The organism is Mesorhizobium sp. NZP2234, from assembly GCF_013170765.1.
Classification (GTDB): Bacteria; Pseudomonadota; Alphaproteobacteria; order Rhizobiales; family Rhizobiaceae; genus Mesorhizobium; species Mesorhizobium loti_D.
On record NZ_CP033364.1, the window covers coordinates 3,605,102 to 3,628,633 of the forward strand.

Annotated in this window: 18 protein-coding genes; 7 read left to right on the forward strand and 11 right to left on the reverse strand. The window is 64.2% G+C overall.

All coding sequences use genetic code 11. The features are described from left to right. Window positions 1-86: 86 nt before the first annotated feature. Genes EB230_RS17835 through EB230_RS17855 form a run of 5 tightly spaced genes read right to left on the reverse strand, consistent with a single transcriptional unit; the run spans window position 87 to window position 7,737 of the window. Window positions 87-2,549 (reverse strand): FAD-dependent oxidoreductase, encoded by a 2,463-nt coding sequence (locus tag EB230_RS17835; protein WP_056572636.1) that lies wholly within the window; start codon window positions 2,547-2,549, stop codon window positions 87-89. Beyond that, entirely contained in the window at window positions 2,546-3,727 is a 1,182-nt protein-coding gene (locus EB230_RS17840) for a pyridoxal phosphate-dependent aminotransferase (protein ID WP_056572634.1), read from the reverse strand. Before EB230_RS17840 ends, EB230_RS17835 begins: the two co-directional genes overlap by 4 nt. After that, entirely contained in the window at window positions 3,720-4,625 is a 906-nt protein-coding gene (locus tag EB230_RS17845) for a homocysteine S-methyltransferase family protein (protein ID WP_056572632.1), read from the reverse strand. The genes EB230_RS17840 and EB230_RS17845 overlap by 8 nt, the downstream gene beginning before the upstream one ends. Then, the gene (locus EB230_RS17850; protein WP_172373458.1) at window positions 4,622-7,075 is read right to left on the reverse strand and encodes an FAD-dependent oxidoreductase; all 2,454 of its coding nucleotides are present in this window, start codon (window positions 7,073-7,075) and stop codon (window positions 4,622-4,624) included. The genes EB230_RS17845 and EB230_RS17850 overlap by 4 nt, the downstream gene beginning before the upstream one ends. A 20-nt stretch (window positions 7,076-7,095) precedes the next feature. Continuing rightward, complete coding sequence (locus EB230_RS17855; RefSeq protein WP_246738989.1) at window positions 7,096-7,737, reverse strand: XRE family transcriptional regulator; 642 nt, start codon at window positions 7,735-7,737, stop codon at window positions 7,096-7,098. A 127-nt stretch (window positions 7,738-7,864) separates the two neighbouring features. Here EB230_RS17855 and EB230_RS17860 point away from each other — a divergent pair, with 127 nt between their 5' ends. Then, window positions 7,865-8,569: a nitroreductase gene (locus EB230_RS17860; RefSeq protein ID WP_056573483.1), complete on the forward strand. Its 705-nt coding sequence runs from the start codon at window positions 7,865-7,867 to the stop codon at window positions 8,567-8,569. A gap of 28 nt (window positions 8,570-8,597) precedes the next feature. Here the strand turns inward: EB230_RS17860 and EB230_RS17865 are convergent, their stop codons facing one another. Together EB230_RS17865 and EB230_RS17870 are read right to left on the reverse strand one after the other, a co-directional pair. Next, entirely contained in the window at window positions 8,598-10,040 is a 1,443-nt protein-coding gene (locus EB230_RS17865; RefSeq protein WP_056572627.1) for an MFS transporter, read from the reverse strand. 165 nt (window positions 10,041-10,205) lie between these two features. Next, window positions 10,206-11,102, reverse strand: a complete 897-nt coding sequence (locus EB230_RS17870) for a LysR family transcriptional regulator (RefSeq protein WP_172373460.1) — start codon at window positions 11,100-11,102, stop codon at window positions 10,206-10,208. 86 nt (window positions 11,103-11,188) lie between these two features. Between EB230_RS17870 and EB230_RS17875 the strand changes: the two genes are divergently transcribed. Both EB230_RS17875 and EB230_RS17880 read left to right on the forward strand, forming a co-directional pair. Continuing rightward, entirely contained in the window at window positions 11,189-11,701 is a 513-nt protein-coding gene (locus EB230_RS17875) for a DMT family transporter (protein WP_172373462.1), read from the forward strand. Beyond that, window positions 11,698-12,108, forward strand: coding sequence for a VOC family protein (locus tag EB230_RS17880; RefSeq protein WP_172373464.1), 411 nt, complete (start codon window positions 11,698-11,700; stop codon window positions 12,106-12,108). The genes EB230_RS17875 and EB230_RS17880 overlap by 4 nt, the downstream gene beginning before the upstream one ends. Before the next feature lie 21 nt (window positions 12,109-12,129). On the opposite strand, the gene EB230_RS17885 is transcribed toward EB230_RS17880, so the two are convergent. From EB230_RS17885 to EB230_RS17900, 4 genes are read right to left on the reverse strand one after another with little or no spacing between them, the layout of a single operon-like run. Next, window positions 12,130-12,717 (reverse strand): sarcosine oxidase subunit gamma, encoded by a 588-nt coding sequence (locus EB230_RS17885; RefSeq protein WP_172373466.1) that lies wholly within the window; start codon window positions 12,715-12,717, stop codon window positions 12,130-12,132. Beyond that, on the reverse strand, window positions 12,710-15,703 hold the full coding sequence (locus EB230_RS17890) for a sarcosine oxidase subunit alpha (protein WP_056572616.1): 2,994 nt from the start codon (window positions 15,701-15,703) through the stop codon (window positions 12,710-12,712). Before EB230_RS17890 ends, EB230_RS17885 begins: the two co-directional genes overlap by 8 nt. After that, window positions 15,700-15,996: a sarcosine oxidase subunit delta gene (locus tag EB230_RS17895; protein ID WP_172373467.1), complete on the reverse strand. Its 297-nt coding sequence runs from the start codon at window positions 15,994-15,996 to the stop codon at window positions 15,700-15,702. Before EB230_RS17895 ends, EB230_RS17890 begins: the two co-directional genes overlap by 4 nt. A gap of 10 nt (window positions 15,997-16,006) precedes the next feature. Next, window positions 16,007-17,266, reverse strand: coding sequence for a sarcosine oxidase subunit beta (locus EB230_RS17900; RefSeq protein WP_172373468.1), 1,260 nt, complete (start codon window positions 17,264-17,266; stop codon window positions 16,007-16,009). Window positions 17,267-17,472: 206 nt separating this feature from the next. Between EB230_RS17900 and EB230_RS17905 the strand changes: the two genes are divergently transcribed. The 4 genes from EB230_RS17905 to EB230_RS17920 all read left to right on the forward strand — a co-directional run bounded on the left by EB230_RS17905 (window position 17,473) and on the right by EB230_RS17920 (window position 23,495). Then, complete coding sequence (locus EB230_RS17905; RefSeq protein ID WP_172373469.1) at window positions 17,473-19,962, forward strand: mechanosensitive ion channel family protein; 2,490 nt, start codon at window positions 17,473-17,475, stop codon at window positions 19,960-19,962. A gap of 258 nt (window positions 19,963-20,220) precedes the next feature. Then, window positions 20,221-20,484, forward strand: a complete 264-nt coding sequence (locus EB230_RS17910; protein WP_032930670.1) for a hypothetical protein — start codon at window positions 20,221-20,223, stop codon at window positions 20,482-20,484. Between the two features lie 225 nt (window positions 20,485-20,709). Beyond that, the gene (locus tag EB230_RS17915) at window positions 20,710-22,143 is read left to right on the forward strand and encodes a UbiA family prenyltransferase (RefSeq protein WP_172373470.1); all 1,434 of its coding nucleotides are present in this window, start codon (window positions 20,710-20,712) and stop codon (window positions 22,141-22,143) included. 2 nt (window positions 22,144-22,145) lie between these two features. Next, a complete protein-coding gene (locus EB230_RS17920) occupies window positions 22,146-23,495 on the forward strand; it encodes an FAD-binding oxidoreductase (RefSeq protein WP_172373471.1) in 1,350 nt (449 codons plus the stop codon). Window positions 23,496-23,532 lie beyond the last annotated feature (37 nt).

Consider the following 23,532-nt stretch of genomic DNA (forward strand, 5'->3'; position numbering starts at 1 on the left):
GGGGCAGCGCGAGCTTTCGAATGCTGGCGCTGCCCCTCATCCGCCCTTCGGGCACCTTCTCCCCGTAAACGGGGCGAAGGAAGGCGCTACATCTTCACCCGTTCCGCCTTCGGATCATACATCGGCTTCAGCGATGCCTCCGCCGCGAAACGCTCGCCGGCGATTTCTATCTCATAGGATGAAGCCAGCATATCGGCCTCGCTCTCGCCCGGGCACGGCACATAACCCAGTCCGATGGCTCCGCCGAGATGGTGGCCGTAATTGCCTGACGTGATCGGGCCGACGATCTTGCCGTCGCGCAGGATCGCTTCGTTGTGGAAGAGCTGGGGCTGTGGGTCCTTCAGGCGAAACTGGACCAGCCGGCGTGACAGGCCGGCATCCTTCTTCTTCAGCACGGCATCGCGGCCGATGAACTCGCCCTTGGCCGCCTTCACCGCGAAGCCGAGGCCTGCCTCCAGCACATTGTCCTCGTCGGTGATGTCGTGGCCGAAATGCCGGAAGGCTTTCTCGATACGACAGGAATCGAGCGTGTGCAGGCCGCAGAGCTTCAGGCCGACATCGGCGCCGGCCTCGTCGATCGCCTCGAAGACATGGGCGGCCTGGTCGGTCGAGACATAGAGCTCCCAGCCGAGTTCGCCGACATAGGTGACGCGGTGGGCGCGGGCGAGGCCCATGCCGATCTCGATCTCCTGGAACGTGCCGAACGGATTGTTCTCGTTGGAGAAATCGTTGGGGCTGACTTTCTGGATCAGCTTTCGCGCATCCGGGCCCATCAGGCAGAGCACGCTTTCGGCCGCGGTGACATCCGTGATGACCACGAATTCCTCGCCGACATGCCGGCGCAACCAGGCCAGATCGCGCTGCAGCGTGGCACCGGGGACGACGAGGAAATAGGCTGTATCCGACAGGCGCGAGACGGTGAGATCGCTCTCGATGCCGCCGCGCTGGTTGAGCATTTGCGTGTAGACGATCTTGCCCGGCGCCACGTCCATGTCGTTGGCGCACAGTTTTTGCAGGAAGGCACAGGCATCGCGGCCCTCTACACGGATCTTGCCGAACGAGGTCATGTCGAACAGACCGACCTTGTTGCGGACGGCCAAGTGCTCGTCGCGCTGGTTGTCGAACCAGTTCTGCCGCTTCCAGGAATAGCGGTATTCGCGTTCCTGGCCTTCGCGGGCGAACCAGTTGGCGCGCTCCCAGCCGGCGACCTCGCCGAAAACCGCGCCGCGCGCTTTCAAATGCTCATGCAGGGGCGAGCGCCTGACGTTGCGCGATGTCGCCATCTGCCGGTAGGGGAAATGGTCGGCATAGAGCAGGCCGAGCGTTTCGGAGACACGCTCCTTGAGATAGCGGCGGTTCTTCTGGAAGGGCTGGGCGCGGCGGATGTCGACTTCCCAGAGGTCGAAGGGTGCTTCGCCGTCGTTGATCCACTGCGCCAGCGCCATGCCGGCGCCGCCCGAAGAGACGATGCCGATCGAATTGTAGCCGGTCGCCATCCAGTAGCCCCGAAGTTCCGGCGCCTCGCCGAGATAATAGCGGTCGTCCGGCGTGAAACTTTCAGGGCCGTTGAAGAAGGTGTGGATGCCGGCGGTCGCCAGCATCGGCATGCGGTTGACGCCCATTTCGAGGATCGGCTCGAAATGGTCCATGTCCTCGGGCAACTGGTCGAAGCAGAAATCCTCGCGGATGCCGTCCATGCCCCATGGCTTGGCCACCGGCTCGAAAGCGCCGAGCATCATCTTGCCGGCATCTTCCTTGTAGTAGGCGCACTCATCGGGAACGCGCAGCACCGGCAGGCGGGAGAGGCCGGGGATCGGCTCGGTGACGAGATAGAAATGCTCGCAGGCGTGCAGAGGGATGGTGACACCGTTCTGACGCCCGAGTTCCCGGGCCCACATGCCGGCGCAGTTGACGACGATGTCGGCCTCGATGGTGCCCTGGTCCTCACCTTGCGCCCAGGACACGCCGGTGACACGGCCGGCTTTGGTGTGGACCTTGGTCACCTTCACATTCTCGACGATGGTGGCGCCGCGCTGGCGCGCGCCCTTGGCCAGCGCCATGGCGATGTTGGCGGGGTCGCACTGGCCGTCGAGCGGCAGATGCACGGCGCCGACGACGTCGGACACGTTGAGATGCGGGTACATCTCCTTGACCTCGTTGGGCGAAATCTCGCGCACATCGACATCGAAGGCACGGGCGAGCGACGCCTGCCGGTAGATCTCGTGCTTGCGCTCCTCGGTCAGCGCCACGGTGATCGAGCCGACCTGGCGCATGCCGGTGCCGACCTCGGTCTCGGCTTCCAGCTTGACGTAGAGGTCGGCTGAATATTTCGCCAGCCGCGTCATGTTCTGCGAGCCGCGCAACTGGCCGATCAGGCCGGCGGCGTGCCATGTCGTGCCCGAGGTCAGCTGCTTGCGCTCCAGAAGCACGATGTCGGTCCAGCCGAGCTTGGCCAGGTGATAGGCGACCGAACAGCCGGAAACGCCCCCGCCGATGATTACCGCCCTTGCTTTGGTAGGAATGGCTTTGGTGGGAATGGTCTTGGTCATGCGGCCTCGCGGCGATAGGTGGAAGCAAAGCGGCGCAGCCGGGCTGCCGCTTCTTGCAGCACGGGCTCCGGCTGGCAGAGGCTGATGCGGATGTGACCGGCGGCGGCTTCGCCGAAGCTGGAGCCCGGCATCACGCCGACCTTCTCCTTGTCGAGGAAGGCGAAGGCGAATTTCTCGTCGTCGGGTTCGACCGCGGATATGTCGAGCATGACATACATGCCGCCTTCGGAACCGCGCACGCTGACGTCATTCATGCCACGCACGGCGTCGAGGAAGACGGTGCGGCGCGCCGCGTAGCGCTCGGCGATGTCCTTCACGCCGTAGTGGTTCTCCAGCGCCTCGGCACAGGCGACCGAGATGAAGGCCGGGAGGCCGTAGGTCGTCACCAGATTGAGATTGATGAGCAGCGTGATCATCGCTTCAGGACCGGTCAGCCAGCCCATGCGCCAGCCGGTCATGCCATGGCTCTTGGACATGGAATTGATGACCAGCGTGCGTTCGGCCATGCCGGGCAATGAGCGCGGCGAGATGTGCTCGCCACCGCCCAGCGTCCAGTAGACCTCGTCCGACAGCAGCCAGAGGTCGTGCTCCCTGCAGATTTCGGCCAGCTGTTCGAGCCGCTCTCGCGAATAGACCGCACCGGTGGGGTTGTTCGGCGTGTTGATCAGGATGGCGCGCGTGTTGGGCTTGAGTGCGGCGCGGATCATGTCGACATGCGGCTGGAAACCATCCTCGGCCGGCGTCTCGACGACGGTGAAACCGGCACCCGCGGCACTGAACGTGTTGGGGTAGGTGGCGTAGTAGGGAGCAACGACGATGGCATGGTCGCCCTGGTCGAGCACGGCCTGCACGGCCGCGTAGAGGGCCGCCTGGCCGCCAGGCGTGGCGATCACCTGATCCGGTGTCGTCTCGACGCCGGTGCAGGCGCTGGAGGCTGCCGCCATCGCCTGGCGCAGGCGCGGCAGGCCGGGCAGCGGCGTGTAGTGGTGGTTGCTGCCGCGGACCGCGGCGACGCAAGCCTCGATCGTTTGGGAGGGCGTGTCGAAATCATGGTCGCCGACCGACAGCATGATGATGTCCTCGCCGGCTTCCTTGCGGGCCCAGGCGGCGGAATGGACTTCCCAGCCATCCTTGCCCGACGGGACAATGCCGGAAATGCGCGACGATGGTCTAGGCATGCAAAACTCCCGAAATTTCGTGACCATCCTGCCGCAGACGGTCGCGCAGCGCGGCAATGTGCGGTGGCCCGACTTCACAGCAGCCGCCGACGATTTCGGCACCTGCCTCCACCCAGCCGATCGCCTGCTCGGCATAGGCGTCCGGGCCGAGGTCGTGGCGAGCGTGCAGCACATCGACGGTGCCGCCGTGCTTGAGCGCCTCCGTGGAGGTGAAGCCGTTGGCATAGGCGCCGACCGGGCCGCCGAGATCGATCAGTTCAGGCAAGGCGGCGGCGATCGCTTCCGGGCGGCAGCAGTTGAGCAGCCGCGCCGCTATCGGCAGGCCATCGAGCGCGCCGGCCGCGGCGGCTATTGTTTCGCCGCTGCGCAGCCGTGGCGCGCCGTGATCGGCGAGCGTCCACGACACCCAGACGGGCTTGCCACTCTCCGAAGCCGCGGTGACGGCCGCGCGCGCTTCATCGGCCGAAGCCATGGTCTCGCACAGGAAGAGATCGATGCCGTCCGCCTGCTCGGCAACGATGCGGCGGTAGATCTCGAGCGTCTCCTGGTAAGAGATGGTCAGCGCCGGGGCGTAGCTGCCGAAAAGCGGCGACAGGCAGCCGGCGATCGCTGCGTCGCCGGCTGCGTCGCGAGCCTGCCTGGCCAGTTCGATGCCACGTTTCTGCAGGGGCTTGAACAGGTCATCAGCGCCCTCGCGCGCCAGGCGTTCGGGTGTCGCCGAATAGGTATTGATGGTGATGACCCGGGCGCCGGCACGGATGAATTCGGCATGCAGGTCGCGCACCAGATCGGGTTCGTCGATCAGCACCCTGGCCGACCACAATGGCGTCGGCTCCGATTTGCTGCGCCGGACCAGTTCCTGGCCCATACCACCGTCGGTGAGGATGACTTTCTTCACGCTCTCAGTCTTTCGTTCTTCGGATCCCACAAAGGTTCATCCTTCTGCACGACCGCCTTGAAACGGTCGCCGAAGATTTCGACCTCGACCGATGTGCCGGGCTCGGTCAAATCCATGCGCAACATGCCGAGCGCGATGGACTTGTCGATGCGATGGCCCCAGCCGCCCGACGTGGTCTCGCCGACGATCTGGCCGCCGTGCCAGAGCGTCGACATGTAGGGCGCGTCGCAATCGCCGGGATCTTCGACGACCAGCGTGACGAAACGCTTCTTCACGCCTTGCTGCTTTTCGTTCTGCAGTGCGGCCTTGCCACGGAAGTCGGGCTTTTCCCATTTGACGAAGCGCTCGAGGCCGCCTTGCAGGATCGAATAGTCGGTCGACAGATCGCTCTTCCAGGTTCGGTAGCCCTTCTCGAGCCGGAGCGAATCCAGCGCGTACATGCCGAACGGCTTCAGACCATGCTTCTGGCCGGCCGCCCAGATGGCGTCGAAGATGGCTGATGTGTCGCCGACCTTGGTGTGGATTTCCCAGCCGAGTTCGCCGGCGAAGGAGACGCGCACCAGCTTCACCCAGCGACCGGCTATTTCTGCTTCCTGGTGTGTCAGCCACGGCAAGGCGAGGTCGGCGTCGCAGACATCGGCGAGAATCTTGCGCGAGTTGGGGCCGGCCAGGATCTGGGTGGAATAGTCCTCGGTGCGGTCGGTCAGCGTGAAGGCCGCATCCCCAGGCATGCGCGATTTCAGCCACTCGAAATCATGCCATTGCGCGACGGCCGCGGTGATCAGCGTCATCTGGTCCTCGCCATGGCGCACCACCGACATTTCGGTGACGATGCGGCCCTTGTCGTCGGCGAAATAGACCAGCCCGATGCGGCCGGGCCTGGGCACCAGTCCGGTGACCTGCAGGCTCAGCCATTCGGCGGCACCGGGGCCTTCCAGGTTGAAGCGTGAGAACCCCGGCAGGTCGAGTATGCCGGCGGCGTCGCGCACCGCCAGGCACTCCTCGCGCACGCGGTGTTGCCAAGGCCCGTCGCGCCGGAAGGTCAGCGTCGCCTCCTCGGAAATGTCGTCGCCGGGCTGCGCGTACCATGTGGCGCGTTCCCAGCCATTGTAGGCGTCGAAGCGGCCGCCGAGCGCCTTGGTGCGGTTGTGGATCGGCGACAGTTTCCTGTCACGGCCTTCCGGCCAGGCATGGCGCGGGAACTGGATGGCGTATTCATTGCCGTAGATTTCCAGGCCCTTGGCGACGCAATAGTCCGGCGCCGAGGCAAAGGACGTGAAGCGGCGCGGGTCGCAGGACCACATGTCCCATTCGGTCTGGCCTTGCGTGACCCATTCGGCCAGCACCTTGCCGGCGCCGCCGCCCTGGGCGATGCCGAAGGTGAAGACGCAGGCCTCGAAGGCGTTGGGCACACCGGGCATCGGGCCGATCAGCGGGTTGCCGTCCGGCGCATAGGGGATCGGGCCGTTGATGACCTTGGACAGGCCGGCGGTGCCAAGGATCGGCACGCGGGCGACGGCATCGGCCAGGTAATGTTCCAGCCGGTCGAGATCGTCGGGGAAGAGTTGGAAGGAAAAGTCCTCCGGCATCGGATCGTTGGGGGTGGCCCAATGCGCGCGGCAATTGCGCTCATAGGGACCGAGATTCATGCCGGCCTTCTCCTGGCGCAGATAGTAGGAGGTATCGACGTCGCGCAGCAGGGGCAGCTTCCTGCCCTGTTCCTTCGACCACGCGGCGAGTTCGGGGATCTCCTCGAAGAGGATATACTGATGGCTCATTACCATCATCGGCACTTCGCGGCCGAACATTTTGCCCACTTCGGCGGCGCGGTAGCCGGCGGCGTTGACGACGATTTCGCAGCGGATCTCGCCTTGCGGCGTGGCAACCACCCATTCGTCCTTCTCACGGCGCACGCCGGTAACAGGGCAGAACCGGATGATCTTGGCGCCCATGTCGCGCGCGCCCTTGGCCAACGCCTGGGTCAACTGCGCCGGGTCGATGTCGCCGTCGCTCGGGTCGTAGAGCGCGCCTTCCAGATCGTGCGTCTCGATGAAGGGATAGCGGCGCTTGATCTCATCGACACCGACCACGTCGATGTCCATGCCCTGGTAGCGGCCCATGCCCTTGGCGCGCTGGAACTCCTGCATGCGCTCCTTCGAGTGGGCGAGACGCAGGGAACCGGTGACGTGATAGTTCATGGGATAGTCGACAGCGTCGGCCAGGCCCCGGTAAAGCTCGGTCGAATAGCGCTGCATGTTCATCAGCGACCATGACGAGGAGAAGGTCGGTACATTGCCGGCGGCATGCCAGGTCGAGCCGGAGGTCAGCTCGTTCTTCTCCAGAAGCACGCAATCGGTCCAACCCGCCTTGGCCAGATGATAGAGCGAGGAGGTGCCGACGACGCCACCTCCGATGATCACCACGCGTGCCGTGCTCGGCAAACCCGCCATGTTCTTCTCCCAAACTGAACTTAGTATACGGGTGGTGAAACCACCCAGATGATCACTGCGGGCTCGGTGCCCGGATTGCGCCAGCGATAGGGCTTGCCTTCGAAGCGGAAGGAATCGCCTTCGCCGAGCCGGTGCCAGACGCCCGCTATCTCGATTTCGAAAATACCCGAGGCGATATAGCCTGCTTCCTCGGTCGGTCGCAGTTGCTCGGTCTTCATCTCCGCGCCCGCCGCGAAGATCGAGCGCACCATCTCGAAGCTACCACCGAGATCGGGCGACAGGAGTTCTTCCACCAAGCCGGTCTCGCTGGTGCCAAGCGTGCGGCGCCGGCCGGCGCGCACGACCACGCCGCGTTCGCTCTCGACAGGCACGTCGTGGCTGAAGAACAGGCTGATCGGCACGCCGAACAGCTCGGCGAAGGCCCTGAGATCGCTCAGCGATGGCGTCGACAGGCCACGCTCGACCTGGCTGACCCAGCCGACCGAGCGGCCAAGTTTCAGCGCGATCTCAGCCAGCGTCAGCCCGCGCGCGCGACGCAGCGCCCTGATGTCGCCGGCCAGAACGCGTTCGTCAGGTCCCTGCAATGTTCGTGCGGTAGTGGAGGGCAAAAACGCTCTCTTTGTGAAAATTTCATCCCGAATTTCATGAGAAATCAAGCTCATGAAAAAATCAAGTGGATTTTCACCGATGCTCAAGATTTGCTTGCAGGATTTTGGCGGTTCATGCAAAGGCTCCGCCGCGAGCGGCGAGTGGGGACGTCCGATCGACAAAAAGGCTAAGGGACGGCCCATGCTGGAAAAGAAGGCTCGAATCGCGGGGGATGCCGAGATCGTCGACGAGGCGATCATGTCGCGCCGTTCCGTGCGCGCATTCCTGCCCGACATGATCGACGACGACACAATCCGGGACATTCTGGCGGTTGCGGCGCGCGCGCCGTCCGGCACCAACATGCAGCCGTGGCGGGTCTACGTCACCAAGGGCGAGACCAAGCAGCAGATCTCCGATGCCATCCTGAATTCCGGCATCCGCGCCGAAAAGGCCGACTGGGACGAGTATCGCTACTATCCCACCCAGTTCTTCGAGCCGTATCTTACCCGCCGCCGTGCGAACGGTTTTGGCCTCTACGGCGCGCTCGGGATAGGCCGCCGGGAGGTGGACAAGATGCGCGCCCAGCATGACCGTAACTTCGTCTTCTTCGACGCGCCGGTCGGCATGATCTTCACCATCGATCGCCGGCTCAACCAGGGCTCGTGGATCGACTACGGCATGTTCCTGCAGAACATCATGGTCGCGGCGCGGGGCCGGGGCCTGCACACGTGCCCGCAGGCGGCCTTCGCGCCCTATCACCGGCAGATCCGGCCAGTACTCAACATTCCCGACGAGGAGATTGTCGTCTGCGGCATGGCGCTTGGTTACGAAGACACCTCCAAGCCGGAAAACGCCTTCCGTACCGACCGCGTGCCGCTCGAAGAGTGGGTGACGTTCAGCGAATAGAGCGCCGCCGAAAAGACTTGGCCGTCGGCTATTCCGTGTTCATCTGCATGCCGTGCCCGCTGACATGGGCGCCGTCCTGCGGCGTCAGCTTGAGGTAGGCGAGCAGCGCGCAGAGCGTGATGGCGCCTTCGATCGCGAACAGGATCCGGAAATCATTGGTCACGGCAGGGCCGCCGCCGGCCAGGAACGACAGCATGGCCGCCGCAAGGCCGACGCTGATGGCCACCGCCAGCTGCCAGAGGATGTAATAAAGGGCGCTGAAGCGGGCCAGCTGTTCGGGGGCGATGTCGGAATAGGCGAGGTTTCCGGTCGAGGCCCACTGGATGGAGCGGAAGACGCCGAAAACAAAGATGTAGCCAAGCACGATCCAGACCGGCGTCGTGGCCTGCATCAAGGCGAAGCCCGCGACCATCGCCGCCACAACAGGCGTGTTGAAGACCAATACGCGGCGAAACCCGAACCGGTTGAGAACGCGTGGCATGAAGAAACGCATGACGACCGAGCCGAGCGCGGCAACGAAGGTCAGCGATCCCGCCTGCACCGCGCTCATGCCGAAGCCGAGCTGGAACATCAGCGGCAGCAGGAAGGCGACGGAACTGAGCCCGATCGTGTCCAGGCCGCCGCCGGTGAGAAACGAGATGCGGAAGGTGCGGATGCGCAGCAGCTTGAGGTCGAGCAGGGGATTGGCCACGCGCAGGCAGTAGAGCGAGGCAATCGACAGGATGACGACAGCCAGCGCCAGTTCACCGGCGATCATGCCGCCGGCGGCATCCTTGGCGGCAAGCGAGTCCATGCCGAAGACAAGCAGGACCATGCCGCTGCCGACGAGCAGGAAGCCTGGAAAATCGAAGCGCGTGCGCACCGGCTTGGTCACTGTCGGGAACAGTGAGGCGGCAAGGATCGCCGCCGCCAGCGCGAACGGCACATTGATGAAGAAGATCCAGCGCCAGGAAATGTAGGTGGTCAGCGCGCCGCCGACGAGCGGCCCGACCAGTGGTCCGGTCTGGCTGGCCACCGAGATATACATGTTGATCTTCAGCGTCCGGTTGCGCGGAAAGCTCGACAGGATGACGACCTGGCCGAGCGTGCCCATCAGCGCGCCGCCAAATCCCTGCAGCGCGCGGGCGCCGACCAGCGTCCAGATGTCGTTCGACAGGCCGCAGAGCGCCGATGAGGTGGCGAACACCAGCAAGGCAAAGCAGTAGACGTTGCGCAGGCCGAAGCGGTCGGCCGCCCAGCCGCCGAGCGGCATCGAGATGATCAGGCTGGCGACATAGACGGTGATCAAGAGGCCAAGCTGGCTGGGCGGGCGAGCGAGGCTTTCGCCGATGCCGGGCAGCGCCGTCACCACGACATTCTGGTCGAGGCTGGTCATGAACACGCCGCAAGCGACCGTCAGCGGCAGCAGAAGCAAGGCTCTGGCCGACACATCGGCGCGATCCGTGGCGCCGGCGGATATTTCTGCGGTCATGGGGATGTTCGAACCAAACGACTGTGCCGACTCTTAAGACGGGATTTGTACCCCTTGGACCGTTTGGGCGGCCGCGTGGTTCATCATGGGCGCCTGCGGCAGGATTCTCTAGCGGCAGAACGCCTTGGCGTTGATGCCAGAGCGCTCCTTACGCCGCTCTACCGTTCAACCGTCAAGCAGATGCTGAAGCCGCGACCGCAACCATTGGTGCGCCGGATCGCCATCGCGTCGCTTGTGCCAGATTTGCGTGAATTGAAAGGCCGGAACTTCGAAAGGTGGAGCGAAGACGCAGAGCCCATCGCCGGGCGCCGGCAGTATCCGGCTGGCGACTGTAAGCACCAGGTCGGTGCCGGCGATCAGGCGTGGCGCCACGCCCCAATGCGGGAGGACGAGACACAGCCGCCGCTTGTGACCCAATTCGGCCAGGGCCTTGTCGACCTCGCTCTGACGCTCGGGCCGCAAATCGACCAGGGCGTGCGGCCGCTCCAGATAGGTAGCAAGATCCATCGTTTGCCTGCCGCCAAGGCTTGCGGTATCGGCGAGACAGGCAAAGTGCTCGTCGAACAGCCGATGCGAGCGCACGGATCGGTCCAAGCCCGGAAAAACACCAAAGGCAAGATCGATCTCGCCGTCGATGATTTGCGAAACCATCACTTCGCGGCTCGCCTGGCTGACCACGAGGTCGACATTCGGTGCCCGCGCCCGCATGAGCGGCAGAAGGGCCGGCAGGATGACCGCGGCGCCATAGTCCGACATGGCGAGCCGAAACGTCCGGCGCTCCCTTGCCGGGTCGAAGCCGGCCGGTGCCAGAAGGTGCCGCATGCGATCGAGCGCCTCGGTGAGAGCCGGCGCGATTTCCATGGCGCGTGCCGTCGGCTCGAGGCCACCTTGCCGCCTGACCAGGAGCGGGTCGTCGATAAGGTGGCGCAGCCTGGCAAGCGCATGGCTGACGGCGGGCTGGCTTTTGTTCAACCGGATTGCCGCCCGCGAGACGTGGCGTTCGGCCAGCAAGGCCTCCAGCACGACGAGCAGGTTCAGATCGATACCAGCGAGATCATTCATTTGATGCATACTATGCGTATGAAAATGGAATTTCCATACGCAAGGTTGATGACCTAATTCGGCATGATCGATATGGAGATAAGATCATGCCCAGCAGTTTTTCCTTTCTGATCGCCGCCTTGCTGGCCGGGGCGGCCGTCCCGTTCCAGGCAGGGGCGAACGCGATGCTTGGCCGCCTGCTCGGTCACCCCCTCTGGGCAACCTTGGTCTCGCTGGGTGTTAGCGTTGTGCTGATCGTTCCGGTCATGATCGCTTTCAGGGTGCCGGTTCCGACCGTCGGGATGGCGCTCAAAGGTCCGTGGTGGATCTGGATCGGCGGTGCGGCAGGCGTGGTCTACATCACCGCCGCATTGCTTCTGGCGCCGAGACTCGGTGCCGCGAGCTTCATCGTCGCCGTCATTGCGGGCCAAATGGTCGCGTCGCTGGTCATCGATCATTTCGCCTTGATGAGCTTTGCCCATCGGCCGGTAAACATTGCTCGGTTTGCCGGATTTGCACTGATCATCGGCGGGCTCGTCGTGACGCAATGGGCAAGCGCGATTGCGCCACGGGCGGCCCAGTCCGATTTCAATCCGGTCCAAAAAGGAGACAGCAAATGAAAACTCATCCCGTTCTGCGCGTGGCGCGGCCAACGAACGATCTCGCCGAGGTAGCCCGCTTCTACCGGGATGGTCTCGGTCTCCAGGAGCTGTTTCGCTTCAGCGACCACGATGGCTTCGATGGCGTTATGCTCGGGCAGCCCGGCGACGCCTATCATTTCGAATTCACCCACGCGCATGGCCACGATGCCGGCAAGGCGCCCACGGCAGACAACCTGGTCGTCTTCTACATTCCGGATAGCGACGCCTGGGAAGCCGCCATCCAGCGCATGAAGGACCACGGCTATGCCACAGTTCCGTCTTTCAATCCCTATTGGGACAGGCATGGCGTTACCTTCGAGGATTGCGACGGCTACCGGGTTGTGCTGCAGAACACCGAATGGCGCGCCGTCGCGCAGCAATCGTAGTCGACACCGGGCGAGGTGGACTTATTGCACCTCGTAGCCGACTTCCTCGCTGGCATGGCAAAGCGCCTTCCAGAACGAACGCGCGAAGGAGCGGAAGACATAGATGTCGAACTGGTCGGCGCTGGTGCGCTGGATCTGGGCAAAGACGTCGTGATGGCTGGTCGAGCGGCCCGCGCCGATGGGGAAGGCCGGCAGCGCGAAGTCGATGGCGAAGAATTTCGCCAGCACCCACTCCGCTTTCGGTCCGGCGATGCGGATGGCGGTGCGGCCATGCGACAGGTCCGTCACGGTGCCGATGGCCGGTGTCACCGCCTTGGCAAAGGAAGCGGCCAAGCCTTCGGCTTCGTCGGCCACGGTGAATTTTCCCGGTGCGAAGCCGAACACCGATTTCACGCCGTCGCTCAGGCCGCCGCCGGCGCCATCGGGCAATGCAAGCCCGGTGACGGTGCGGATGGCCGCGATCAACTTCTTCTCCTCTCCCGGCCAGGCGGCGAGCTGCACGATCGAACCCGGCCGCGTTTCGGTCAGGAGGATCTCGACGCCATGTTCGAAATTACCGTGCGAGCCGACATGAAACTCCGGCTCGAGGGGGGATTGGCGCTCAACCATGCATGCGGGTCCCTTCCGGATCGTAGAAATGGTTGGAGACGATCTCGACCGGCCCGAAGCGGTTGCGCAACGGATCGGAGACATGGGCACGCGTGCCGTGCCGAGCCTTGCCGCCCTCGACCAGCGCCAGCGCGATATGCTTGCCGAGCGCCGGTGAATAGCAGCAGGCGGTGATGTGGCCGATCGAGCCGTGTGGATTGGCCTCGTCCAACGTCTCGACAATGTGCGCGCCGCCATTGAGCGGCCGGTTGTCCAGCGCGATCAGGCCGACCAGTTCCAGACGGTCGGACGCGATGAGGCCTTCGCGGTCCATCATGGCCGAGCCGATGAAGGGCTTCTTCTTCGACAGCATCCAGTCGAGATGCAGGTCGCGCGCCGTGGTGCGGCCGTCGATCTCGGCGCCGGTGACATGGCCTTTCTCGATGCGCATCGTGCCCAGTGCCTCGAGCCCGTAGGTGACCAGCCCGAACGGCTTGCCGGCGTCGATCAGCGCCTCCCAGACATGGGTGCCATGGCCGGCACCGCAATAGACCTCGAAGGCCATCTCACCGGAGAAAGACAGGCGGCAAATCATCACCGGAACGCCTGCTATCTCGCCGCGGACGATGCCCATGAAGGGCAGGGTCGCATTGTCGACGGCGGTGCCGGTGACACAGGAGGCCAGGATCTGCCTGGCCTTCGGTCCGCCGATCGCGGCGCCCGCCCATTCGTCGGTCACCGAAGTGACATGGACTTTCAGCTCCGGCCAGATCACGTCGAGGAAATATTCCAGATGCTGCATCACCTTGCCGGCGTTGGCCGTCGTGGTGGTCATCAGGAAATCCTGTTCGCCGAGCCGCCAGGTGGTGCCGTCGTCGAAGGCAAAGCCATCCTCGCGCAGCATCAGCCCGTAGCGGGCCTTGCCGACGGCGAGCGTCGAAAACATGTTGGTGTAGACGCGATCGAGGAAGGCGGCGGCGTCGGGGCCCTGCACGGCGATCTTGCCCAGCGTCGAGACATCGACGATGCCGGCGCTTTCACGCGTCGCCCTGGCCTCGCGCACATAGGCCTGCTCGACCGTTTCGCCTGAAAGCCCGTAGATCATCGGTCGGTACCAGAGGCCGGCGGAGTACATGGTCGCGCCATTGTCGAGGTGCCAGTCATGCATCGGCGTCAGCCGCTCAGGCTTCAGGTCGCCGAAGCGCTCGGCCGCAAGCGAGCCGATCGACACCGGCGCGAAGGGCGGCCGGAAGCGTGTCGTGCCGACTTCCGGGATCGGCTTGCCCAGCGCCTCGGCCATTATGGCAAGGCCGGGAATGTTGGAGCTCTTGCCCTGGTCGGTCGCCATGCCAAGCGTTGTGTAGCGCTTCAGGTGCTCGACCGAGACGAAGCCTTCGCGGTGCGCCAGCCTTACGTCCTCGGCCGTCACGTCATGCTGAAAGTCGACGAAGCTCTTGCCCTTGGCCCTGATTTCGAAGACGGGCGCCGGATCGGGGTCGCCGGCCACTGCTTCCACAGTGGGCAACGCCGCGGGCGTGCCTGTTCCACCCGCGGCGGCAAGACCGGCGGCGCGGCCTTCGGCGATCGCCTCGACCGTCGAAAAACTGCCGGTGAAGGCGCCGGCCCCGATCCATTTCTGTGTCGGTTTTGGCGGCAGGAAGGCTTGCCGTGCGGCATTCCATTCCGCTTTGGCACCGGCCTGGCTGGCCAGATGGATGGTCGGCGACCAGCCGCCCGACATCAGCAGGCAGTCGGCATGGATGCTTCGCTCATCGCCGGTGAGCGCCCCGGTGACCATGTCGAAACGCTGGACCTTGAAGCCGGAAAGCGCCTTGCCGCCCTCGGTGGCGACGACGGCGTGGCCGGCAAGGATCTCGGCTTCGGCCTCGGTGGCCAGCTTGCGCATCTCGGCCGAAAGTTCGGACCGGACGTCGACGACGGCTACGATTGCTGCCCCCGCATTTTTCAGGGCAACGGCCGCGCGATAGGCGCTGTCATTGTTGGTGAACAGGGCGATCCGTTCACCCGGCAGCACGCCGAACTCGTTGGCGTAGCGCTCGGCGGCATGGGCCAGCATCACGCCTGGCCTGTCGTTGCCCGGGAAGACCAGCGGCCGTTCGAAAGCGCCGGTTGCCAGCACCACGGATTTGGCACGGATTGCCCAATAACGATGGCGCGGCTCGCCCTTGGCGGGCTGTTCCTTGTGGTCGCTGACCCGCTCGAGCGCGGCGAGTGTATTGTTGTCGTAGTAGCCCCAGACCGTGGTGCGCGGCAAAAGCCGGACATTGTCGCGGCCTTCGAGCTGAGTGACGGTGCGGCGCGCCCAATCGGCGGCCGGCGCGCCATCGATGGTTTCCTCGGACCAGTTGGTCGAGCCGCCGAAACGCGGCTCGAGATCGGCCAGCATGACGCGCGCTCCCTGATCGGCGGCGGCCTTGGCGGCCATCAGGCCGGCGGGGCCGGAGCCGACCACCAGCACGTCGCAAAAGGCGTTCATGCGCTCATAGCGGGCCGGATCCTTCGCCGATCCGGCGCTGCCGAGACCGGCGGCGCGGCGGATGAAGTGCTCGCAGAACATCCAGAAACGCGTGCCCTTGAGCGGACCGATCACCGGACCCATGAAGGTCTTGTAGTAGAAGCCGGCGGACAGGATCTTGCCGCCGAGCTGGTTGACGGCATTGATGTCCCAGGCGAGCGACGGGAAGCGGTTCTGGCTGATCGCCACAAGCCCATCGTGGATCTCGACCATGGTCGCCGGGATGTTGGGTTCGCGCACCTCGCCCTTCAGCACCGTCACCAGCGCGTTGGGTTCCTCCACACCGGCAGTCAGCAGGCCGCGCGGGCGGTGGTACTTGAACGAGCGCCCGAAAAGCGTGACGCCCTTGGCCAGCAGCGCGGACGCCAGCGTGTCACCGGCATGGCCGGTATAGGCGACGCCATCGAAGGTGAAACGGATTGTCTTCAGCCGGTCGACGCGGCCGCCAGTGTCGGTGCGGCGCGGGCTCATGCCTTGTCCTCCGCCTTGCGGCGCGCGGTCGAGACATGGTCGCCGCGCACGAAGGCGACGCTCGAAATCTCATGCGTCAGCGTGTTGCGCACGACCCTGAGATGCGCGCGGCAGCCGCCGGAATGCTGCCAGATTTCATTGTGGTCGCCGGCCGGGTTCAGCCGGTCATAGACATAGGTATTCCAGGCCTCGAAATTCTGCGAGGCGGGGTCTGGACGTTCGCGGTTGCCGTCACCTTGATAGGTGAACTCGATGACGTCGCGCGGGCCGCAATAGGGGCAAGTGATGAGCACGGGATGTTTCCTAATGGAGCCGCGGGTTCGCGCCCTGGCCCTTGTCGTCGATGACGAGGCCGCGGTGGAAGCGGTCGAGGGTGAACGGCGCGTTGAAATCGTGCGGCTCATCCTTGGCGATGGTCCAGGCGAAGGTCCAGCCGGAAGCCGGCGTCGCCTTGAAGCCGCCATAGCACCAGCCGCAGTTGAGGTACATGCCGGGCAGGGGCCCCGTGGTGATGATCGGCGAGCCGTCCATCGACATGTCGCATACGCCGCCCCAGGAGCGCAGCATGCGTACACGGGCAAGGCCCGGGAACAGCGCCAGCATCTCGCTCATCACCTCATCGACGATGGGCAGGTTGCCGCGCTGGGCATAGCTGTTGTAGCCGTCGATGTCACCGCCATAGACAAGGCCGCCCTTGTCGGACTGTGACATGTAGAAATGGCCCATGCCGAAGGTCACCACGGTGTCTATGAAGGGTTTCAGCGATTCCGTCACGAAGGCCTGCAGCACATGGCTTTCGATCGGCATCGTCTCGATGCCGGCCAACTGCATGACGCGCCCGGTGCTGCCGGCCACCGCGACCGCCACTTTCCTGGCGCGGATATCGCCGCGTGACGTGGTGACGCCGGTGACGCGGTCGCCATCGCGCAGGAAGCCCGTGACCTCGCAATTCTCGATGATGTCGACGCCACGCCGGTCGGCGCCGCGCGCATAGCCCCAGGCCACCGCGTCGTGACGGGCGGTGCCGGCACGCCGCTGCATCAGGCCGCCGACCACCGGAAATCGTGCATCGCCGGAAATGTCGAGCGCCGGTATCAGGCGCTTGATTTCGGCGGGCGTCATCAGTTCGGCGTCGACGCCGAGATGGCGCATGGCGTTGCCGCGCCTAGCATAATCGTCGAACTGGGCAGGGGTGTGCGCCAGGTTCAGGCAGCCGCGTTGCGAGAACATGACATTGTAGTTGAGCTCGTGCGACAAGCCCTCCCACAGCTTCATCGAATGTTCGTAGAAGCGGGTGTTGGCGGGCAGCAGGTAGTTCGAGCGCACGGCCGTGGTGTTGCGGCCGACATTGCCGGAGCCGAGCCAGCCCTTTTCGAGCACGGCGACATTGGTGATGCCATGTTCCTTGGCCAGATAGTAGGCGGTGGCGAGCCCATGGCCGCCGCCGCCGATGATGATGACATCGTAGGAAGCCTTCGGGTCGGGCTTGCGCCAGGCCGGCTTCCAGTCCTTGTTTCCCTTGAGCGCGTTCGCAAGCAGCGAAAAGGCCGAGTACTCTGCCATCATTGTCATCCGGTTCGGGCGATGCGGCAGACTATAGAGCAGGCTGTATCCGCAAAGCCAATATTGCGCCATTGCCTTTCGACTGGCCGACGCTCGGATCGCGATCCGAACGCGATCGGATGCGACGGCTTGCCCCAAGATATGGCCGTCTTTATCAAGGACAGGCTTTTTGAATGCCTTTGCCGCCCGTGAGTCGCCAATACGTCATGCCTTTGAGATTGCTCCGCCTCGTTCTGATCCTCGCGCTGGTTATTTCGGCGCCGCCGTCGTTCGAGGCGATGGCGCAGGCGCTTGGTCAAGGCTCCGCCGGATTGATCACCGATCAACAGAAGGTCATCCAGGGCCTGACGGCCAAGACCGACGATCTCGAGAAGAAAATACAGCAGGACGGTGACGACGATTCCTCGCTCGTGGATATCCGCCTGCAACTGGAGGATTTGTCGCGGGCGGCATTGACCAGTGCGCTGGCGTTCCGTCCGCGACTGACCGAAATCAACAATCGCATCGAAGTGCTAGGCCCGCCGCCGGCCGCGGGCCAGCCGCAGGAGCCCGACATCGTGACCGGCGAGCGTCAGGCACTGGCGTCGGAAAAGGCCGAGATCAACGCGGTCGTCGCCAGCGCGCAGAACCTGTCGATCCGTATCAGCGGACTGATCGACAAGATCGGCAATATGCGCAGCGAGCTGTTCCGCAACCTTTTGACCAAGCGCTACGTCCTGTCGGACGCACTGAGCCCGCAGGTGTTTTCCGACGCCCAGGACGAATACGCCAATTTCTACAAGGCGGTGTCGTCATGGCTGAGCTTCGCTTTCAAGTTCAAGTTCCAGGCCATTTTGGCGGCAACCTTCGTGGCGCTCGGGCTGGCGCTGGTGCTGCTGGTCGGCGGCAGGCGCCTGTTCGGACGCGTGTTCGAGGCAGACCCTTCCAACGAAGACCCGTCCTATCTCAGCCGCTTGTCGGTGGCCTTCTGGTCTACCTTGCTGCCGACGCTGGCGGTCGGCGCGTTTCTCGGCTCGACCATCTTCTTTTTCAATTATTACAATGTGTTGCGCGGCGACATTGGCCTGTTTCTCAATGCGTTGGCGACCGCCATCGGGGTGGTGTTCTGCGTCAACCGGCTGACCAATGCGGCACTGTCTCCGCGACTGCCGAACTGGCGTCTCATCCCGGTCGAAACCGGGCCGGCGCGCTGGCTGGTGCGCCTGGCGACCGCCATGGCCGTGGTCATCAGCGCCAACACATTCCTGTCCATCATCAACGACAAGATGGGATCGCCGCTGTCGCTGACCATCGCGCGCAGTTTCGTCGCCACCATCGTCGTCGGCATCATCCTGATCCTCATGGCGATGCTGCGGCCGTTCAAGGCACGTGACGGAAGCTGGCGGCCTTGGCCGGCATGGCTGCGCTACCTGGCACTGGCGCTTGGCCTGTTCACCATCACCGCGGCCTTGCTCGGCTTCATCGGCCTTGCGCTGTTCGTCTCGCTGCAGGTCGTGGTCACCGGCACGGCGCTGATCACCGCCTATATCGGCTTCCTCTCGGCGCAGGCGATCGGCGAGGAGGGGGCGTTCGCCAACACCACTGTCGGGCGCTGGCTGTCGACCAATTCCAGCTATGAGGATACGGCACTCGACCAACTCGGCCTTGTCGTCAGTGTAGCCATCAATCTGCTGATCATTCTGGTTTTCCTGCCGCTGATCCTGCTGATGTGGGGCTTCCAGCCCGGCGACATCCAGGCCTGGGCTTACAAGCTGGCGACTGGGATCAATATCGGGTCGGTGACGATTTCGGTCACCGGCATCCTTTCGGGCATCGTCGTCTTCGTCATCGGCTATTTCCTGACGCGCTGGTTCCAGGGCTGGCTCGACGGTTCCGTCATGGCGCGCGGCAAGGTCGATACCGGGGTGCGAAACTCGATCCGGCTGGCGGTCGGCTATGCCGGTGTCGCGTTGGCGGCGCTCGTTGGCATCTCGGCCGCCGGCATCGATCTCTCCAGCCTGGCACTGGTCGCGGGCGCGCTCTCCCTCGGTATCGGTTTTGGCTTGCAGAACGTGGTGTCGAATTTCGTCTCCGGCCTGATCCTTCTGGCCGAACGGCCGTTCAAGGTCGGCGACTGGATCGTCGCCGGCGACATCAGCGGCACGGTCAGGAAGATCAGCGTACGTGCCACCGAGATCGAGACTTTCCAGCGGCAGTCGGTGATCCTGCCCAATTCGAACCTGATCAACAACGCCGTCGGCAACTGGACGCACCGCAACAAGCTCGGCCGTGTCGAGATCAAGGTCGGCGTCGCCTATGGAAGCGACGTCAAGCAGGTGCATGCCATCCTGCTGGAAATCGCGCGCAGCCATCCGCTGGTGCTCAAGAACCCCGAGCCCTTCGTGCTGTTTTCCAATTTCGGCGCCGCCGCGCTGGAATTCGAGATCCGCGTGTTCCTGGCCGATATTATGAACGGCAGCGCCGTGCAAAACGACATCCGCTTCTCCGTTCTCGAAAAATTCGACGACCAGCATATCGAGATACCGTCGACGCCCCGCGCTGTCGTCGAGACCAAGCATACGAAGGCCTGGCCTACCGACGACGACAAGATCGAGGCCGACTTTGCCGAACAGGAACTGGCCAAGGCAGAAGCGGCGGCTGAAGCGAAAAAGCAGGCGAAATCAGGACGCAAACCGCGCAAGCCCGATCCCGACTAGCGCATTTCACCGTTTCCCGGAAACGGCGAACCGCTTTTCTTCGCGTGTGCCGCCTTGGGCATCATATTGTGCCGGTCGGGCAAACTAACAGGAGCCAGGCGTGAACCGGCAACCGGCGTTGGAGAGTGCCAAAGCCAATTGCGGCATGAATACGGCATTCAGTTGCGGTTCAGCTTCCATCTCATATAAGCTCCCAAGCAAAGGGCGAAAATGCCTTGCGAAATGCAACAGAGGCGGTGGGAACACCGATATTGCACCATGTGGAAGTCTCTCGTCGCTGCCGTCGCCTTGCTCGCCGTGAGCGGTTCGGCTCATGCCGCCAGCGCGGTCAACAAGGACGCCGAGACCCGTACGCTGGTCGTGACGGAGGGCGGCAGCAAGACCGACCTTGCCCTGGCCGGCGGTGAAACCGTTGAATTCTGCCAGAACGGCTGCTTCGTCACCTTGCCGAACGGTGACCTCGAAGCCCTGACCGGTTCGGAGACCGTCGAAATTTCCGGCGGCGTCGCCCGCATCAAGTAATTCTGGCGGTATCATTGGAAAGGCCGGGTATTTGCCCGGCCTTTTATCGTTTCCAGTAGCCTTTGTTTAACAATGACGCCGGAAATACCGGCGCGGCAGCCGCCTGCAACCAGACGTTTTAACGTTCGTTACGTCATCCCCCGCTATACCGGCATCAAGACGCCGAAACGCGGCGCGCAACGGGATTCCGGTTTTCCGGATCATACGCTGGCAGGGCAGGACGGCATGGATGCGCGGTCGGACAGGAACGCAATACCGCTTGCGGTCGATCTCGACGGCACGCTGATCGCGACCGACCTGCTGTGGGAAGGCTTGTTCCTCCTCCTCAAGAAGAACCCGCTCTATATTTTCCTGGTGCCTTTCTGGGCGGCCGGCGGGCCGGCGCGGCTAAAGCAGGCGATCGCGCAGCGCATCGACATCGATCCCGCGTCGCTGCCCTATCGCGCGCCGCTGCTCGACCGGCTCCGGACCGAACATAGCGAAGGCCGCAAGATCGTGCTGGCGACCGGCACGCCGCGCAAATTCGCAGACGCCATTGCCCGCCATCTCGGCATTTTCGACCGTGTGCTGGCGACCGATGGTCTCGACAATCTCACCTCGGGCAAGAAGCGCGCCTCGCTGGTCGCGGCCTACGGCGATGGCGGCTTCGACTATGCCGGCAACAGCCGGCACGATCTCCAGGTCTTCGACGCCGCGCGCAATGCAATCGTCGTCGCGCCCGATCGTCACGCCGCACGCTGGCAGGCGGCGAATGGCGCCGAAACCATGCCGGCGCCCAAGCCGACCTTGCGGACCATCATCAAGATGCTGCGCGCGCACCAGTGGCTGAAGAACTCGCTGATCGCCGTGCCGATGGTGCTGTCGCACGAATACTTCAACACCAACATGATCTGGCAGTGCGTACTGGCGTTCATCTCGTTCAGCGCGGTGGCCTCGGCTATCTATATCCTGAACGATTTCTTCGACCTCGCGCTCGACCGCAAACACGCCACCAAGCGCAACAGGCCGTTCGCCAGCGGTGCGCTGTCGATCCCGTTCGGCCTTGGCGCGATCGCGGTGCTGCTGGCGGTCGGCGTCGGCGCCGGGCTGTTCCTGGCGCCTGAATTCCTGGCAGTCCTCGGCGGCTACATGGCCGTCACCACGGCCTATTCGTTGTCATTCAAGCGCATGCTGCTGGTCGACGTGCTGACGCTTGCCGGCCTCTACACCATCCGCGTGCTCGCCGGTGCCGCCGCGACCGGCGTCGATGTCTCGTTCTGGCTGCTCGCCTTCTCGATCTTCTTCTTCCTGTCGCTGGCGCTGGTGAAGCGTTTTGTCGAACTGCGCACCACCGCCATTCCGCCTGGTGAGCGCATCGCCGGCCGTGGCTATCGCACCGAAGACCAGGAGATCGTCGCCCAGGCCGGCATGGCGTCGGCCTTTTCCTCGGCGCTGGTGCTGGCGCTCTACATGGACAGTGTCGCGGTGCGCGAACTCTACCCGCATCCATGGCTGATCTGGCCGCTGCCGCCGATCGTGCTTTACCTCACCATGCGCGTCTGGATCCTGGCGCGCCGCGACGAGATGCATGACGACCCGGTCGTCTTCATCATCCGTGACTGGCGTAGCCAGATCGTGGTGCTGATCGGCGCGATGCTGCTGATCATCGGGGGCTGGTAGGCATGGTCGAACGCTTCCGGACCTTTGGCCTTGCCACGCCGCCCGCGCCGCATGCCATCCACGCCGATGACGCCATCGCGCTGCTGAAGGGCGGCCAGGCGAAGGAAGCATCGCTGCTGGCCTATGGCAATGGGCGTTCCTACGGCGATTCCTGCCAGAACCACGCCGGTGCGGTCGTCGACATGCGGACGCTGAACCGCATCCGGGCCTTCAATGCCGAGACCGGTGTGCTCGAAGCGGATGCCGGCGTGCTGCTGGCGGATATCATCGCGCACGCAGCACCTTACGGCTTCTTCCCGGCTGTCGTTCCGGGCACGCAATTCGTGACGCTCGGCGGCGCCATCGCCAATGATGTGCACGGCAAGAACCATCACCGGCGCGGCACGTTCGGCTGCCATGTCGAAAGTCTCACGCTGCTGCGGTCCGATGGAAAGACCCATCGCTGCTCGACATCAGACAATCCGCGCCTGTTCCGTGCGACGATCGGCGGCATGGGGCTGACCGGCCTCATCCTGTCCGCGTCGATCCGGTTGATGCGGGTGCCTTCGCTCGACATCGTCGAAAAGACGACACCGTTTCGCGACCTCGCCGAGTTCTTTGACCTCGCCGAAGCGGCGGACCAGGCCAATGAATATGCCGTCGCCTGGATCGATCAACTCGCCGGCGGCCGCAACAGCGGGCGTGGCCTGCTGTTTACCGGCAACCACGCCGAACGCGGCTCGCACGCGGCCTCCCGCGCCGGCGGCAAGCTGGCGATACCGTTCCAGCCGCCCTTCAATGTGCTCAGCCGGCCGTTCTTGACCGCTTTCAACGCCGCCTACCGATGGAAGAAGGGCCGCGCCACCGTGCCGCGCCAGACCGGCTACCACGGCTTTTTCTTCCCGCTCGACGGTGTGCGTGAATGGAACCGGCTTTATGGCCCCAGAGGGCTGTTTCAACATCAGAGCGTGGTGCCGGAGGAGGCTGCGCGCATCGTTGTGCCGGAGCTGCTGACAGCGGCCCGACGAGCCGGGCAGGGCTCCTTCCTCACCGTGCTGAAGCGTTTCGGCGGGGTCCGCTCGCCCGCGCTGCTGTCGTTCCCGCGACCGGGCTACACGCTGACGCTGGATTTCCCCAACAGGGGGGCGGCGACGCTTGCCCTGCTTGGCGAGCTCGACCGCATCACCATCGCGGCCGGCGGGGCGGTCAACCCTTACAAGGATGCGCGCATGAGTGCCGCGACCTTCGCTGCCTCCTTCGCCGACTGGCCGAGGCTGGAAGCGCTGCGCGACCCTGCCTTCATGTCCGATTTCTGGGCCCGCACGGCCGGCAGCATCGATCCGCGGCGGCGTGGAATCGAGGCCGCTGAATAGATAAATTTGGAATGAATCGTGGTTATCGAATGATTAA

Excerpts from the sequence above, each read along its gene's own strand:
- EB230_RS17835 (WP_056572636.1), bottom strand. The coding sequence starts at position 2,549 with ATGACCAAGACCATTCCCACCAAAGCCATTCCTACCAAAGCAAGGGCG.
- EB230_RS17840 (WP_056572634.1), bottom strand. The coding sequence starts at position 3,727 with ATGCCTAGACCATCGTCGCGCATTTCCGGCATTGTCCCGTCGGGCAAG.
- EB230_RS17850 (WP_172373458.1), bottom strand. The coding sequence starts at position 7,075 with ATGGCGGGTTTGCCGAGCACGGCACGCGTGGTGATCATCGGAGGTGGC.
- EB230_RS17855 (WP_246738989.1), bottom strand. The coding sequence starts at position 7,737 with ATGAGCTTGATTTCTCATGAAATTCGGGATGAAATTTTCACAAAGAGA.
- EB230_RS17860 (WP_056573483.1), top strand. The coding sequence starts at position 7,865 with ATGCTGGAAAAGAAGGCTCGAATCGCGGGGGATGCCGAGATCGTCGAC.
- EB230_RS17865 (WP_056572627.1), bottom strand. The coding sequence starts at position 10,040 with ATGACCGCAGAAATATCCGCCGGCGCCACGGATCGCGCCGATGTGTCG.
- EB230_RS17870 (WP_172373460.1), bottom strand. The coding sequence starts at position 11,102 with ATGAATGATCTCGCTGGTATCGATCTGAACCTGCTCGTCGTGCTGGAG.
- EB230_RS17875 (WP_172373462.1), top strand. The coding sequence starts at position 11,189 with ATGCCCAGCAGTTTTTCCTTTCTGATCGCCGCCTTGCTGGCCGGGGCG.
- EB230_RS17880 (WP_172373464.1), top strand. The coding sequence starts at position 11,698 with ATGAAAACTCATCCCGTTCTGCGCGTGGCGCGGCCAACGAACGATCTC.
- EB230_RS17885 (WP_172373466.1), bottom strand. The coding sequence starts at position 12,717 with ATGGTTGAGCGCCAATCCCCCCTCGAGCCGGAGTTTCATGTCGGCTCG.
- EB230_RS17890 (WP_056572616.1), bottom strand. The coding sequence starts at position 15,703 with ATGAGCCCGCGCCGCACCGACACTGGCGGCCGCGTCGACCGGCTGAAG.
- EB230_RS17900 (WP_172373468.1), bottom strand. The coding sequence starts at position 17,266 with ATGGCAGAGTACTCGGCCTTTTCGCTGCTTGCGAACGCGCTCAAGGGA.
- EB230_RS17905 (WP_172373469.1), top strand. The coding sequence starts at position 17,473 with ATGCCTTTGAGATTGCTCCGCCTCGTTCTGATCCTCGCGCTGGTTATT.
- EB230_RS17910 (WP_032930670.1), top strand. The coding sequence starts at position 20,221 with ATGTGGAAGTCTCTCGTCGCTGCCGTCGCCTTGCTCGCCGTGAGCGGT.
- EB230_RS17915 (WP_172373470.1), top strand. The coding sequence starts at position 20,710 with ATGGATGCGCGGTCGGACAGGAACGCAATACCGCTTGCGGTCGATCTC.
- EB230_RS17920 (WP_172373471.1), top strand. The coding sequence starts at position 22,146 with ATGGTCGAACGCTTCCGGACCTTTGGCCTTGCCACGCCGCCCGCGCCG.